Origin of the sequence: Litchfieldella rifensis (genome assembly GCF_042646605.1) — a bacterium.
Taxonomy (GTDB): domain Bacteria; phylum Pseudomonadota; class Gammaproteobacteria; order Pseudomonadales; family Halomonadaceae; genus Litchfieldella; species Litchfieldella rifensis.
On sequence record NZ_JBHRUG010000031.1, the window covers coordinates 407891 to 423645 of the forward strand.

General features: G+C 62.7%; 12 protein-coding genes. All 12 read right to left on the reverse strand.

Annotated elements, in window-relative coordinates:
* Positions 1-24 precede the first annotated feature (24 nt).
* Positions 25-429 (reverse strand): flagellar protein FlhE, encoded by a 405-nt coding sequence (locus ACFOEV_RS17685; RefSeq protein ID WP_386776201.1) that lies wholly within the window; start codon positions 427-429, stop codon positions 25-27.
* Complete coding sequence (locus ACFOEV_RS17690) at positions 426-950, reverse strand: hypothetical protein (protein WP_386776202.1); 525 nt, start codon at positions 948-950, stop codon at positions 426-428. The genes ACFOEV_RS17685 and ACFOEV_RS17690 overlap by 4 nt, the downstream gene beginning before the upstream one ends.
* A gap of 1 nt (position 951) precedes the next feature.
* Positions 952-3270 carry a flagellar biosynthesis protein FlhF gene (flhF, locus tag ACFOEV_RS17695; RefSeq protein ID WP_386776203.1) on the reverse strand — a complete coding sequence of 773 codons (2319 nt, stop codon included), beginning with the start codon at positions 3268-3270 and terminating at the stop codon, positions 952-954.
* On the reverse strand, positions 3267-5351 hold the full coding sequence (gene flhA / locus ACFOEV_RS17700) for a flagellar biosynthesis protein FlhA (RefSeq protein WP_386776204.1): 2085 nt from the start codon (positions 5349-5351) through the stop codon (positions 3267-3269). The genes flhF and flhA overlap by 4 nt, the downstream gene beginning before the upstream one ends.
* Before the next feature lie 8 nt (positions 5352-5359).
* Entirely contained in the window at positions 5360-6532 is a 1173-nt protein-coding gene (flhB, locus tag ACFOEV_RS17705; RefSeq protein WP_386776205.1) for a flagellar biosynthesis protein FlhB, read from the reverse strand.
* A gap of 153 nt (positions 6533-6685) precedes the next feature.
* Entirely contained in the window at positions 6686-7369 is a 684-nt protein-coding gene (cheZ, locus tag ACFOEV_RS17710) for a protein phosphatase CheZ (RefSeq protein WP_386776206.1), read from the reverse strand.
* A 34-nt stretch (positions 7370-7403) separates the two neighbouring features.
* Positions 7404-7793, reverse strand: coding sequence for a chemotaxis response regulator CheY (gene cheY / locus ACFOEV_RS17715; protein WP_386776207.1), 390 nt, complete (start codon positions 7791-7793; stop codon positions 7404-7406).
* A gap of 65 nt (positions 7794-7858) precedes the next feature.
* A complete protein-coding gene (locus ACFOEV_RS17720; protein WP_386776208.1) occupies positions 7859-9580 on the reverse strand; it encodes a methyl-accepting chemotaxis protein in 1722 nt (573 codons plus the stop codon).
* A gap of 53 nt (positions 9581-9633) precedes the next feature.
* On the reverse strand, positions 9634-10695 hold the full coding sequence (locus ACFOEV_RS17725; protein WP_386776209.1) for a protein-glutamate methylesterase/protein-glutamine glutaminase: 1062 nt from the start codon (positions 10693-10695) through the stop codon (positions 9634-9636).
* A 104-nt stretch (positions 10696-10799) separates the two neighbouring features.
* Positions 10800-11621, reverse strand: a complete 822-nt coding sequence (locus ACFOEV_RS17730; RefSeq protein ID WP_386776331.1) for a CheR family methyltransferase — start codon at positions 11619-11621, stop codon at positions 10800-10802.
* Positions 11622-11671: 50 nt separating this feature from the next.
* Positions 11672-13885, reverse strand: coding sequence for a methyl-accepting chemotaxis protein (locus tag ACFOEV_RS17735; RefSeq protein ID WP_386776210.1), 2214 nt, complete (start codon positions 13883-13885; stop codon positions 11672-11674).
* Positions 13886-13956: 71 nt separating this feature from the next.
* Complete coding sequence (locus ACFOEV_RS17740; protein ID WP_386776211.1) at positions 13957-15675, reverse strand: methyl-accepting chemotaxis protein; 1719 nt, start codon at positions 15673-15675, stop codon at positions 13957-13959.
* Positions 15676-15755: the final 80 nt, after the last annotated feature.

Genomic DNA, 15755 nt, shown 5'->3' on the forward strand with positions numbered 1-15755 from the left:
GCGATGGCAGTTTTCGAGCGGGACCTAATAATAATCGACGATTACCTGCACCCCCTCCACCTGCACCGCCTGCCCTCCGCGAGGAAGCCGAAACCGGAAGTGCAGAGGGGCGGTTGCCGGCAACTCGGCCAGGGCCGTGCTTCGACCGGACGGGGAAGATAACGGTATACAGCGAGCCGGGTGACACAGCCAGGCTTGCAGGGGTCGCCTCGTCGAGGCCTCGAACCGCCAACGCAGTGTGGAGATGCGCGCGCCACCGGGGATGACATCGGGTGCTGCCAGGGGTGGCGAGCGCGTTTCACGCTCGGGTACGGCCACACGCAGCCCGGGCGCCTCTGCCACCCAACTACCCGATGCCGCCCAGGCTGGTGGTATCGACAAGGCACTCACCGCGATCATAGCGACTGCCAGCCAACGCAATACCGTCATGCGCGTCGTCCCACCCGGCCAGACGTGCTGCCGTCCAGCACCAGCAACTCGATACCGAGAAAGTCAGCGGCGGCCTGTTGCAGATTGTTGAGCAGGCCGGAACGCGAAGCGAATCCCGGATGAATCGCCAGCAGACGACGCGGCCCTTGCCGGGAACGCAGCGATTTGAGCGCCAGATAGGCGCGGCGAAAGCCCTCGAGATCGCTATCCACCCACAAGGCCCAGCGTGGCTGCTGATCGGCGAGTACCGTCAGATGGGGACTGGCCGCATCCAGGGCCACCACTCGCCATGCCCCAGGATCGCCGATCCAACGTTGACCACCGGCATGCCAGTCGTGCAGCACCTGCTCTACGCGTTGCCGTTGCTGCCGAGAGGAGTCCGGCAACCCTACCACCATCAAGGTCCGCAGCCGGGGAGCGACACGCCTGTCCGGCGTCTCCTCCACGGCAATGTCCTGCCGTGCCGCCCAACTGCGCAAGCCAGCCGCCTGGTCGTCATTCCCGGAAGTCGGCCGATTCATCTCAGAGTGCCTCTTGCCCACTGTGCCTCATCTGGCGAAAGACGTCCCGCGCAGCGAAGAGGTGCAACAAGGCCTCCAGCAATTGGCTCGGCTTGCGTTGTCCCTTACCGACCAACAGACTGAGCAACTGAGCGCGCACGTCCATGGCCCAGTCGGTATCGTCCTGATCCAGGCGCAAGGCGACAGCGGCCAGGCCGCTGGCCAGGCTCAGGCGCAGTGCCGGATCGCTGCGGGAAAGACCGGCATCCCCCAGATGACGCCAGGCATTGCGTACCAACACCGGCAATTCGGCAAGCGCGAGCGCGATACTCACGAGACGGCGAGACAGAGCGGGGTCGAGGGACGACGACAACCAATACCGCCGCCCCAGCTCGCGTCCGCTGTCGACATCGTTGAGCCGACCGAACCAGGCCGTGGCTGGTTGCACCGATACGGCGGCAGGGCCTCGCCGCCCGGGTAGCTCGATATCCAGGCATGCCAGATGCACTACAGCGTGGCGCCCATGCAATCGACAGGACAGCGCTGCCTCGCGACTAGCCAATTCGCCTAGCTGCGACAGGCTGCGGCGCTCTCCCAGGTGCGTGACACGACGGTTGCCCTTGGTCGCCGCCAGCCAGGGCAGTTGCCAGGCTCCAAGCCATTCCAGGGCAGCCGTATCCGGACACTGTGCCAACAGGTGGCGGTCGGCCCCCAGGTTATCGCCAGCCCACCCCAGCCGCTGGTCCTGCCCCGCCGGCAACTCATGATGCTGCCAGCTCAATCCCAACAGTCGGCCCTGTGGGTCGATGGCCTGAACCGGGCTCGCCCAGTCGCACCCACTAACCTTGAGCGGCCCCCAGAGCATGCCCAGCCCATCGTCGGTACGCGCCCGCTCGCGGGCCAGGCGACTGGTTTGCCTCTGCATCTCGGAGATGACGTCCTGCTGATGTTGCTGCGCAAGGAAAGCCGCATCCCATGCCGCTTCGAGCAAGGCGAAGCCCGGCAGCCGTTGTCGCAGGGAAGCCAGCGCCGCGGTCAGCGAGCGTCCCTGTCCCAACAGCCCCCGCGATAGCGATTGCATGCCGCGCACCTCCCGGGCAACGGGCACCAGGTCGCCCGCGTCCGGTGCAAAGGGAGAGTCACCGTCGACCATCAAGGCCTGCTCGACCAGTTGACGGGCATCGGCCAAGGCCAGGTCCTCGGGCACCTGCTGGCCATGAGAGACATAATGCAGTCGCAAGCCGTGGCGAATGACGGTATCCAGCAAGGGACCCAGCCTTGCCGCCTCATCGCTCTTGGTCAGGATGCAATCGACGAGCCGGTTACCTGCTGCTTCGGCGGCCCGCCGATAGGTGGCGATGACCTCTTCCAGCGTGTCGCCATGACTCGCCGCATTCAGCAATAGCATCAAACGAACCGCACCACCGCCACTGCCGAGCTGGGCCACCTGCTTGACCAGACGCTGGTCGCGTTGGCTCATGCCGACGGTATCGATGATCACCAGACGCTTGTCGGCGAGCCGCTCGAGCAGTGCCGGCAACGGCGCCTCGGCTTCCAGGGCATGCACCTCCACGCCCAATAGACGGGCATAGATGCGCAACTGCTCATGGGCCCCCACCCGGTAGCTGTCGGTGGTCACCAAAGCGACCCGGTCACTGCCATGGCGCATCACATAGCGTGCCGCCAGCTTTGCGGTCGTGGTGGTCTTGCCGACCCCGGTGGGCCCGACCAAGGCAATGATTCCCCCGGCATCGAGCAAATCCGTTTCATCCGCGGGAACCGCGAGCCGCGCCACCAGTTGTCGAACCAGCCAGGCCTGCAGGCTAGTGTCGCTGCTTTCGGCCATCTCCAGCTCACTCGGCCGTGTGGCCAGCAGTTCGGCTGCCAGCCGCGGCCCGACTCCTGCCGCCGCGAGGCGTTGGCACAACCGGGTAGTGACATCCGCCGCCGAAGTCGCCGGCGCCGGGGTTCCCTGACGGTTCAACAGGGCCCGCATGTCCTGCATCTCGCCCAGCAGTCGCTCGCTGAGCGCGGCAAAATCCATCGGTGTCGCTTGAACGGGGGCAACATCGGGTATCGTGGTAGCTTGCGGTGACTGAGAGCGAACCTCGCGAGTGCGCTCGACGCGTTCAGCCGATGCTGAAGACCGAGGGGCAGGAGTCGTGGCCGGCGCGGTTCTCGTCTCGGTCAAGCGACCATGCTCATCATCGGCCATTGCCAGGACTTCGACGCCCGCCTCGACCCGACGATTGGACAGAATCAAGGCGTCGTCGCCCAGCGCTGCGCGCACCTGGCGCATCGCCTCGCGGCTGTTGGCCCCCACGAAACGTTTCACACTCATTGTTGTGCCCCTACCAGGGTGGTGATCCTCAGAGTACGGTCATCGGGAATCTCGGCCTGGGACATCACCACCAGATGCCGCAAGCGTCGGCGCAGGAAGCGCGCCAGCAAGGCGCGCAGACTATGCTGCACGACCAGGACCGGTGGCTCGCCACTGGCTTCCTGGCGCTGCAGAGCCGCTTCGGCCTGTTGCATCAAGGTGTCAGCCAATCCCGGCTCCAGCGCCCCGCCACCGTTCATGGCCTGCATCAGCACCTGCTCGAGATTGGCATCCAGGCCGATGACATGGAGCTCGTCCTGCCCCGGGAACCACTGCTGCGTGATCGACCTGCCCAAGGCGATACGCACCATCGCCGTCAGTTCGTTGGCATCGGTCTGTTGTCCGGCGTGCTCGGCCAGGGTGTCGAGGATGGTCCGCATGTCGCGAATCGACACGTCTTCCTCGAGCAGGTTATGCAGGATACGCTGGAGTACCGTCAGCGAAATCGCCTTGGGTACCACGTCCTCGACCAGTGACTTGTTCTCCTCGCCCAGCTTGTCGAGAAGCTGCTGCACTTCCTGGCGGCCGAGCATCTCGCCGGCATGACGGTGCAACAGATGATTGAGATGCGTCGCCACCACGGTGCCGGCGTCGACCACCGTATAACCGTAGACCTGCGCGTGTTCGCGCTGCCCGCTATCGATCCATACCGCAGGCAGGCCGAAGGCCGGATCCTGGGTAGGCGTGCCATCGACATGCCCGGATACCTGGCCCGGGTCGATGGCCAGCCACTTGCCGGGGAAGGCTTCGGCACGCCCGACCTCCACGCCCTTCAGGGTGATCACATAGGTGTTGGCGCCTAGCTCCAGGTTGTCGCGGATATGCACCACCGGCGGCAGGAATCCGACGTCCTGGGCAAACTTCTTGCGCACACTCTTGATACGCCCCAGCAGTTCGCCCTGCTGACGATGGTCGACCAGCGGAATCAGTCGATGTCCGACTTCCAGCCCCAGGGTATCGACCAGTTGCACATCGTCCCAGCTTGCCTCCGGTGTTTCCGGTGGCGGCGGCGCTTCCGCCCTGACCACCTCCTCGGCCAGCTTGTTCTCTTGCTGACGCATCAGGAACCAGGCCAGGCCTCCGAGGATCGCCGTGAAGATCAGGAACACCAGGTTGGGCATGCCCGGCACCATTCCCAGCATGCCCATCACGCAGGCCGACAGGATCAGCACCTGCGGATTGACGAATAACTGGCTGATCATCTGCTGGCCGACGTCCTGGTCGGTATTGACCCGCGACACCGTGACACCGGCGGCCGTGGAGATCACCAGCGCGGGGATCTGCGCCACCAGGCCGTCGCCGATGGTCAGCAGCGTGTAAGTACGCGCGGCACTGCCGAAATCCATCCCATGCTGCAGCATGCCGATCAACAGGCCACCGATGATATTGACCACCATGATCACCAGCCCCGCCATGGCATCGCCACGCACGAACTTGCTGGCACCGTCCATGGAGCCGTAGAAGTCGGCCTCCTGGGCGACATCGGCGCGCCGCTGGCGGGCGTCGTCCTCGCCGATCAGGCCAGCGTTGAGGTCGGCGTCGATGGCCATCTGCTTGCCGGGCATGGCGTCGAGCATGAAACGCGCCCCGACCTCGGCGATACGCCCCGCACCCTTGGTGATGACCATGAAGTTGATGACCACCAGGATCAGGAAGACCACCAACCCCACGGCGAAGTTACCGCCGACCAGGAATTGGCCGAAGGCCTCGATGACCTTGCCCGCCGCATCGCCGCCCTGATGACCCTCCATCAATACCACGCGGGTCGACGCCACGTTCAGTGACAGCCGCAACAGGGTCGTGAACAGCAGCACCGCCGGGAAGGCGGCAAAATCAAGCGGCTTCTGGGTGAACATGCTGACCAGCAACACCATCACCGCCAGGGCGATATTGAAGGTGAAGAACAGGTCCAATGCGAAGGGCGGTAACGGCAGGATCATCATCGACAGGATCATGATGATCAGGATCGGGCCGGCCAGCAGCTTCATGCGGACATCGCCCATCCAGTCGCGACGTCCCAGGTAATCGGTCAGCGCTCTCATCGAGGCTCCTATGTTGACTCATCCCCCGGCACCGATGAATCGGCGGGCCGATGGTCATCCAGCGTCTCGGGAACCGGCAGGTCACTGGGAGTTTCGGGCATTTCGCCGCCTTCTTCCCGTACCCGCTTGAGGCGGAAGGCCCAGGCCAGCACCTCGGCTACCGCCGTATAAAGATCCACCGGGATCTCGCGGTCGAGATCCACGTGATGGTAAAGCGCCCGCGCCAGAGGCGGTGCCTCGAGCAGCGGCACCCGGTGTTCGCTGCCGAGTTCACGGATCCTGGCCGCCACCGCATCGGCTCCCTTGGCCACCACCCTCGGTGCCGACATCTTGCCATCGTCATAGCGCAGGGCCACGGCATAGTGCGTCGGATTGGTAACGATCACATCGGCCTCGGGCACCTTGCTCATCATGCGATTGCGTGCCATGGACTGTTGCTGGGAGCGGATCCGGGCCTTCAAATGCGGATCCCCTTCCGACTCCTTGTGCTCTCGCTTGACCTCTTCCTTGCTCATGCGCAGCTTCTTGGCATGACTCCATAGCTGATACGGCACATCGATCAGGATCACGACCAACAGGCTCAGGACGATCAGGCCGCAGGCCAATGCCGCCAATTCCAAGGCGCTCGCAAGCGCCTGCTGAATGGGCTGATCCATCAACCCCATGTACTTGCCCCGGTTGGCGAGCAAGAAAGTCAGCCCCACACCGCCTACCAGCACCGATTTGGCGATCGCCTTGGCCAGTTCGACCACGGCCTGGGTGCCGAAGATACGCTTCAATCCCTTGAAAGGATTGAGCTTCGAGAGTTGAGGCTGCAAGGACTTGGCGGAAATCAGCCATCCTCCCAGCACCGCCGGCGCGACCAGCGCCACCACCGCCAACAGCAGGAATAACGGCAGCATGGCGAATAGCGTGCGCTGGCCCAGCTCCCAGGCATGACTCAACATCGGCATCGTTTCGAAGGCCTGGCGTCGCTCGAAGAGAAACGCTTGTTCCATCACCAGCCCCAGCTGGTCGTAGAGCATCGCCCCCATCGACCACATGCCACCCACCCCGCCCAGCAGCAACATGAACGTGGTCAGCTCGCGGGACCGGGCGACCTGGCCTTCCTCACGCGCCTTCTCGAGGCGTCGTGGCGTGGCTGGTTCGGTCTTTTCCTGGTCGCTGTTCTGATCGGCCATGGCCTGGGAAACACACCCGAGGTTGGAAGTCCTGGATGCTGGCCATTGTCGTGAAAGAGGGCTAGCGGTGATACGCCAAAAAGCGCGAGTAATCGTGCGTTAATTCACGACTACTGCGCTCTTGGTCATCAGCGGGGGAAGAGTGGAACGAAACTAGAACCCCAGTTCATCGAGCAGGTCATCGACCTGGTCCTGGGAACTGACCACATCGGCTCCTTCGGGTTTGATCTGAGGCCCATTGAGCAGCGACTCCTCACGCTTCTTGGCATCGGCTTCCCACTGCCCTTCCGCACGACGCTGCATCTCCCGGCGCTCCTGGCCTTCCGGCACGCTATCGAGCAAGACCTGGACGAGCTGATGTTCGATCTCGCGGATCACATCCATCATCTTCTTGATCACCTGACCGGTCAGGTCCTGGAAATCCTGGGCCATCATGATCTCGAGCAGCTCGGCATTGGTCGCCTGCGTGCGGTTCGGCACCTCACCAAGATAGGCCCGGGTATCGCTGACCAGTTCCTTGGCCTCGCTCAGTTCGATGGGATCTTCGAACCACTGTTGCCAGCGCTTGTCGAGATCTCCAGCCCTGGCCCCCAGTTCGTCCTGGATGGGCTGTGCTCGATCGATGGCATTGAGCGCCCGGTCGGCCGCCTGCTCGGTCATCGAGGCGACATAGTTCAACCGATCCCGAGCGTCGGGAATCGCCTCGGCGGCCTTTTCGATTTCCTTGTCCAGTCCCAGTTCTCGCATGCTTTCACGCAGCATGCGCGTCAGATGACCGATTCGTTGAACCAGATCGTCTGCGCCCTGGGCTGATGACTGCTGCGCATCACCGCTCATGATCGCTTCTCCTTGGCATAGGCTGACCCAGGGCTTACTTCCCCAGCTTCTCGAAAATCTTGTTGAGTTTTTCTTCCAAGGTCGCCGCCGTGAAAGGCTTGACGACATAGCCATTGGCACCGGCCTGGGCCGCGGCGATGATGTTTTCCTTCTTGGCTTCGGCAGTGACCATCAACACCGGCAAATCTTTCAGGGCATCATCGGCACGGATCTGCTTGAGCATCTCCAACCCGTCCAGATTGGGCATGTTCCAATCGGACACCACGAACTCGAAGTTGCCGGTCTTGAGCTTGGACAAGCCGTCCTGACCGTCTTCCGCTTCTTCCACATTGGTGAAACCCAGCTCCTTGAGCAGGCTGCGGACGATGCGGCGCATGGTGGGAAAGTCATCCACCACCAGGATGCTCATGTTCTTGTCGGCCATTGGTCTTCCTCGTTACGTCATGGCAGTCGGGAGAGGCCGGCGACTATGCCGGCCACGTTCATCTATCAGAATTCTTCCCAGTCGTCCTCGGTCACCGCTTCGCGATGCACTGGGGGACGCTGAGGCTTTTCCTCCACCGGCTTGGTGGCATCCCTTGCCATCTTGGTGTGCGACGGCAAAGCAGGCGAGGCCGGCTCCCCGGTGGACACAGACAAATTCCGGCTCGCAGCGCCTTCCAGGCGGAATACCGACACGGCCCTTTCCAGCCGGTTGGCCTGCTCTTCCAGCGAGAGAGCCGCGGCAGCGGCTTCCTGCACCAGCGCCGCGTTCTGCTGGGTCACGTCATCCATCTGGCTGACCGCCTGGCTGACCTGCTCGATACCATCGCTCTGCTCCTGGGAAGCCGCGGAAATCTCATCCATGATGTCGGTCACACGCCTGACCGCCGCAACGACCTCCTGCATGGTTTCACCAGCCTGCTCGACCAGGGTCGAACCTGCCTGCACCTGAACCACTGAATTTTCGATCAACCCTTTGATTTCCTTGGCTGCTTCGGCACTTCTCCCGGCCAGATTACGGACCTCGCCGGCAACGACCGCAAAGCCTCGGCCCTGTTCGCCGGCCCGGGCAGCTTCCACCGAGGCATTCAAGGCCAGAATATTGGTCTGGAAGGCAATCGAATCGATGACACCGGTGATATCGGCGATCTTCTGCGAGCTGCCGGAGATGCCATGCATGGTGGTGATCACCTGGTTGACCACCTCGCCACCGCGGGTGGCGGTACTCGAGGCATCGTTGGCCAGCCCGCTGGCCTGACGCGCGTTATCGGCGTTCTGTTTCACGGTGGCGGTGAGCTGTTCCATGCTGGTCGCGGTTTCCTGCAGTGACGCGGCCTGCTGTTCGGTACGCGATGACAGGTCGGCATTGCCGCTGGCGATCTGACGGGTGCCGACATGGATCGAGCCGCTACTATCGCGTACCGTGCCCACCGTCTTGGCCAACCCCTGTTGCATTTCACGCATGGCGGCAAACAGCTTGCTGATCTCGTTGCGGCCCAGTACCTGAATCCTGTGAGTCAGATCCGCCTTGGCGATGTGCTCGAGGCCGATCACGGCCTCGTTGAGCGGGCGAATGACGACCTTGCGTAACCCCACATACAACAGCACCAGCATCGCCGCGGTCAGCACCAGAATCCCCAGACCGATCCACCGAAAGCGCTTGGTCTGCGCATCGTAACTTTCCATCAACCGCTGGCTACGCTCGAAGCCATAGCCCACGAAGGCCGTCATACTGGCCTGCAAAGCCTCTGCCGGCTCCTCCAGCTCATTACGCAAGCCATTGAACGTCGGGGTATCGAGCAGATCCAGTGCCTCATGCTGTGCCCGCACCAAGGTCAAGACCTTGTCGAAATCACCTTGCAACCGTTCGGCCAGCGCCTTGCCTTCGTCGCTCTGCGGTGTGGCCACGAAGTTGGCGAAGCGCTGTTCGGCACGCGCCAGTCGATCTCCGGCCACGGCAAGCATCGCATCGGCGGGCAGCGTACGCCCCAGCATCATGTGATTGGAGGCGATCTCGAGACTGACTCGTGCCACATTCAGCAACGCATCGGCACGGTTGATCTCGTTCAACTGCTCGGCATTGACCTGGTTCAGGGTCGAGACCGTATCGTGGGCAGCACGATCGGCAACAGCCCCCAGAGTCGAGATCACCGCCATGGAGCAGGCGAAGCAGGCCAGAGTGACTATCATGGCCGCATTGATGCTGATATTGCGCAGTAGACGAATCATGCCGGCGTTTCCTTTACAGTTCCCATTATTATCGTCAGGGGTCGCCCCCTGCTTCACACCCGCTGGGTACGCCCCGAAGCCGCGACCAACGCCATCAGCCGAGGGGCGATCTCTTCCAGGGCAACGATTTCACTCGCTCCACCCAAGGCGATGGCTTCGCGGGGCATGCCAAAGACCACACAGCTCGCCTCATCCTGGGCCAGGGTCGTCGAACCGGCCTGGCGCATTTCCAGCAACCCCTGCGCTCCATCGCGCCCCATGCCGGTCAGCAGTACTCCAATGGCATTGCGCCCCGCCTGCTGGGCGGCGGAATGAAAAAGCACATCGACCGACGGTCGGTGGCGGTTGATCGGCGGCCCGTCATCGAGCCTTGCGACATAGTTGGCCCCACTACGTGCCAACTTCAGGTGGGCATCGCCGGGCGCGATATAGGCATGCCCCGGCAAGACCCGCTCCCCGTCCTCGGCCTCCTTGACGGTGATCCGGCACAGCTTGTTCAGGCGTTCGGCGAAAGAGCGTGTGAAACCACCCGGCATGTGCTGGGTGATCAGCAACGCCGGTGCATTGGCCGGCAACGGTTCGAGCACATTGCGAATCGCCTCGGTGCCGCCGGTCGAGGCACCGATGATCAACAGCTTCTCGCTGGAAACCAGGGGCGCCTTGAGAGCCACCGGGGCCGGAGCGTCGGTGCGCCGCGCCTGACGTGGACGGGAACGCGCCGCCGCACGGATCTTCTCGGCGATCAATTCGCCGTACTCGAGCATGCCGCTGCGGATACCGAGCGATGGCTTGGCCAGGAAGTCCACCGCACCCAGTTCCAGGGCTCTCAGGGTGACTTCCGAACCGGCTTGGGTGAGAGAAGACACCATCAGCACCGGCATTGGACGCAGGCGCATCAGGCGCTCGAGAAAGTCGAGGCCGTCCATGCGCGGCATTTCCACATCCAGGGTCAGGACATCCGGGTCGTGACGCTTGATCAAGTCGCGCGCCGCCAGCGGGTCAGGCGCCACGGCGACGACTTCCATATCGTCCTGAGCGTTGATGATCTCGCTCATCAGGTCACGAATCAGCGCCGAATCATCGACACACAGCACCTTGATCTTGGCTGCACTCAAGGCAGACCTCCTTTCCGATGTCGACGCAGCCAGGCGACAGCGTGACGTTCAATTCTTGTGGGTTATTATCGGCACCGCCGTGAAAGGCTTTAGGCACGTTCCCATCAGGCACTCGGCTTGAGCATGTAAACCGTCTGACCACGCAACCGGAAAGCCTCACTGATATAGGAAAAATTCTCGGAATGGCCGGCAAACAATAGCCCATCGGGTTTGAGCAAGGGGGCGAAGCGCTGCAGAATTCTGGCTTGGGTCGACTTGTCGAAATAAATCATCACATTGCGGCAGAAGATGGCATCGAAAGGCCCCTTGATGGACCAGTTGGGCGCCAACAGGTTGAGCTGCTCGAATTCGACCATCGACGTGACTTCCGGCCGCACTCTGGCAAGGCCGATACGCTCCCCACTGCCCTTGAGAAAAAAGCGCTTGATGCACGATTCATCGAGTTTACGTACCTGCTCCATGGGATAGATGCCAGCACGCGCCCGTGCCAGCGCCTCGGTATCGATGTCGGTGGCCACGACCCGGGACTCGCTGGCTCGCGGCCCCAGCGTTTCGTGCAGCGTCATGGCGATCGAGTAGGGCTCTTCCCCGGTCGAAGCCGCTGCACTCCAGATTCTCACCGGCCCCGGCTTGCCCGCGATATGCGAGGCCAACAATGGGAAGTGGTGGGCCTCGCGGAAGAAGGCGGTCAGATTGGTGGTCAGCGCATTGGTGAAGGCTTCCCACTCTCGGGCCGCTGGCTGGCGTTCCAAACGGGCCAGATAATCACCGAAGCGTGTCATGCCATGATGGCGCAGGCGCTTGGCCAGCCGACTATAGACCATTTCACGCTTGTGCTCGGCCAGCACGATTCCGGCACGCTCGTAGATCAACTGTCGGATACGCGTGAAGTCGTCATCCGTCAGCACCAGATCACGATCGAACATGCCGGACGCCGGCCACTGAGACTGGCCGGCGTCATCCGGGGATGATCGGCTCAAAACTCCTCCCACTCATCGGCAGTCGCGGTCTTGCGCGAAGCCGTCGTGCTCAGCGACCGCTCGTGTCGCTGCACTTCCCCGGCCTCGATACGCTTGGCATCCTGAGCGATACGCTGGGGGCGAGATTCGAGCTGCTTGTCGTGGGTCGCTTGCCGAGAAGCTTCCCGGCGGCCGTCCCCAACACCCTCCATGCCACTGCCCTGCAAGCGGAAGGCGGCGATGGCGTTGGCCAGCATATGGATCTGCGCCTCGAGCTCGGCGGCGGCACGTGCCGAAGCCTGGACTCGCGAGGCATTCTGCTGGGTGACTTCATCCATCTGCGCAATGGCCTGGTTGATCTGCGTGATCCCACCGCTCTGCTCATCGGAAGCGGCGGTAATCTCGCCCATGATGTCGTTGACGCGCGTGGTTGCGGACACGACGTCCTCGATGGAGGTCTCGGCACGCTTGACCAGCTCGGCGCCACCGCCGATTTCCTTGGCGGAGCCGTCGATCAGGGCCCGGATTTCCTTGGCTGCCTCGGAACTGCGCCCGGCCAGGTTGCGAACCTCTCCAGCGACCACGGCAAACCCCCTGCCCTGCTCTCCTGCCCGGGCGGCTTCCACCGAGGCATTCAGGGCCAGGATATTGGTCTGGAAGGCAATGGAATCGATGACATCGATGATATCGGTCATCTTGCGCGAGCTCTCGGTGATGCGCCCCATGGTTTCCACGACCTGATTCATCAGCTCGCCGGTTTCACGCACGCGATTGGCGTTGTCCACCGCCAGTCCACTGGCCTGACGCGCATTGTCGGCATTCTGCTGCACGGTGGCCGTCATCTGTTCCATGCTCGACGCGGTTTCCTGCAGCGACGCGGCCTGCTGCTCGGTGCGTGATGACAAGTCCTCGTTGCCGTTGGCGATGTCCCGCGCTGCGGGCGTGACCACGGCGACTCCGCCGTTGACGTTGCTGACGATACTGCCCAGGCTCTTGCGCATGACATCGAGTGCGCGCATCAAGCGGCCGGCCTCGTCATTACGGTGAGCCGGCATAGAGGCCGCCAGATTGCCGGCAGCAATCTGCAATGTGAACCTCAGCGACTCGCGCAGAGGCTTGAGGAGTGCGCGCATGGTCAAGCCGCCGAGCAGGATCAATATCGTCAATCCCAGCGCCAACAGTACTCCCTGCGCCATCAGCATCTGCTGTTGCCCCACTCTCGCTTCCTCGGCCAGGGCCTGAGCATCGGCCTGCTTGTCGGCGACCAGGGCATTGACCGACTCGGATAGCTCCGCGCCTTCGGCTTTCAACACTTCGTTATGGGCGACATAGGCGGCATAGAAATCACCACTGGCCAAGCTGTCCACTGCCGTCACCAGGCCCGCCTGAATATAGTGATCCAGGCGTTCACTGAAGGACTCAACCGCATCTGTCTGGTTACTGGTCCCGGCAGCGAACTGCGCCCAGGTTTTTTCTAACGACGACACTATCTGCTCAACATCCTCACCGACCTTCTCGGCATCCGCCGACATGGGGTTGCTGACCGGCCGATCGAGACGCTGACGCCCTTGGGTCATCAACTGATCGATACGCTGCAAGCGCGCCACGTCTTCCAGCCCCTCGCGATTGAGCTCCTGCAGACGCTCTCCGGAGGCCTGCAAACCATAGAGACCGAGCCCGCCACTGGCGAGCAACAGCAGCATCGATACCGCCACCATCCCCGTCAACCGCGCACGCATGGTACGCAAGTTGACGCGCCTCAGCATCCCGACCAGCCCCCGTCTCTGCAAACGTCCGCGATCCAGTCGCAAATGCTTGCCACGGCCTTCACGGATCATCCCATACGCCTGCTCGGCGTGCTCGATGGCCTCGCGCTCGGCCTTGATGCGTACCGAGGCATAACCGACCACGTTGTCGTTTTCGACGATCGGCGTCACGCTGGCATTGACCCAATAATGATCGCCGTTCTTGCGGCGATTCTTGACCAGGCCATTCCAGGTCTCGCCGGCCTGCAAGGTCTGCCACAGGTTGGCAAAGGCCTCCGTCGGCATGTCCGGGTGACGCACCAGGTTGTGTGGCGCCCCGATCAACTCTTCGTGAGCAAACCCGCTGACCTCGATGAAAGCCGGGTTGGCATAGGTGATCCGCCCCTTGAGGTCCGTTCGCGAGATCAGGAAGTCATCGTCACCAAGTCGATATTCCCGGTGTGTCACCGGCTGGTTATTGCGCATGTTGCTGCCCCCTGCTGATGCGCCAGGCCATGGCGATACCGTGGCCTGGCCGGCTCGGTTTTGGTTATGGATTAAAAGGATTCCCAGTCGTCGTCACCGGTGCGCGTGGAGGCCGGGGCGAGAGAGTCGCGCCTGCCGCCATCCCTGACCTGGCGAGTACCGCCCGAAAGGTTGGGTAGCCAGCGTGACAGATCGTCCGTTTTCTCTTTTGGATGTGCCTCGCTCGCTTCCGTCTGCGACAGACGGAACAAGGCCACCGCTTCACGCAGCCGCGACGCCTCGACTTCCAGTTCGCCGGCTGCCGTCGCCGCCTGCTGCACCAGTGAAGCGTTCTGCTGAGTGACCTGATCCATCTGGGTAATGGCCTGGTTGACCTGGCCGATACCGTTGCTTTGTTCTTGAGAGGCGGAAGCGATCTCATCCATGATGTCGGTCACCTTCTGTACCGAGGCAACAATCTCCTCCATGGTGCTGCCCGCCTGATCGACCAGGGCGGTCCCGGCCTCGACCTTGGCCACCGACGCCGCGATCAGCTCACGGATTTCCTTGGATGCCTCACCGCTGCGGCTGGCCAGACTACGGACTTCTCCGGCGACAACGGCGAAGCCGCGCCCCTGCTCTCCGGCCCGGGCGGCCTCCACCGAGGCATTCAAGGCCAGGATATTGGTCTGGAAGGCGATCGAATCGATGACCTTGATGATCTCGGTCACCCGATGGGAGCTACTGCTGATCTCGCGCATGGTGTCGACCACTTCGCCGACCACCGCGCCGCCTCGACTCGCCGTCTGCGACGCACTGGCCGCCAGTTGACTGGCCTGACGCGCGTTATCGGCATTCTGGCCGACCGTGGCAGTCAGCTCTTCCATGCTCGATGCGGTTTCTTCCAGGGAAGCCGCCTGTTGCTCGGTACGTGAAGAGAGGTCGTTGTTGCCGTGGGCGATCTCCCGGGCTCCCCGGTATATCGACTGGCTGCTGCTGCGCACGCTGCCCACGGTGCGTGACAGGCTCTGCTGCATATGCAGCAGCGAGGCGTACAACTTGCCGATCTCGTTGTTGCCGCGCGTCTCGACACGCTCGGAGAGATCGCCCTGGGCCATGCGCTCGAAATGCTCGACGACCCGGTGCAGCGGACGGATCACATTGACCGTCACGCCCCACAACACCACGACGATGGTCGCCGCCGACACCGACAACGCGATCACGATCGCCAATTTGACGGCATTAGCGACGCTGAAGAAATTCTCGTACAGGGCGTGCCCGTCGTCTTCGGCGGTATGGAAGAACGCAACGGCATCGCGATAGAAAATGTCGTTGAGAGAAGACGCGCGGCTCGACAGCTCAGCGGCTTCCACCGTGTTCCAATCGGCGAGCGCCGCGAGTTGCGGGCGCAACCCTTCTTGCATAAGGGCTGAAAACGATGACCGCATCGGCTCGATCAACGCCTGTTGACCAGGCTGTCTCGGCAATGCCAGGAAAGCCTCGAACGTGGCCTGTGCCGTGTCGAGCGCTTGCGTCAATGCTGGGATATCGATGTCCTCGGATGACGCCCCGCCACCCGAGAGGTTTTCATAAGCCTCTCCCAGTGCCACCCGTGCGCTCAGCATCTGCGAGTTGGCGCGGTTGAGCGCCCCCTGTTGCTTCACATTCACGTCGTCAAACGTAGCCAGGGCATCCTCGCTGTAGTTGACGGCGTACAATCCCAGCGCGCTGAGCACCCCGATAAGCGTGGCGAACACCACCAGCACCAGGGCCCAACTGACCCTTACCGTCATGTTATCCAGTAACTTCACACCATCCCCTCGTTCGTTATCGCGACCGCGCCCGGGCGCGGTCGCTGCATCGCCCAGACAAGACCGGCGCTTACCGGCAC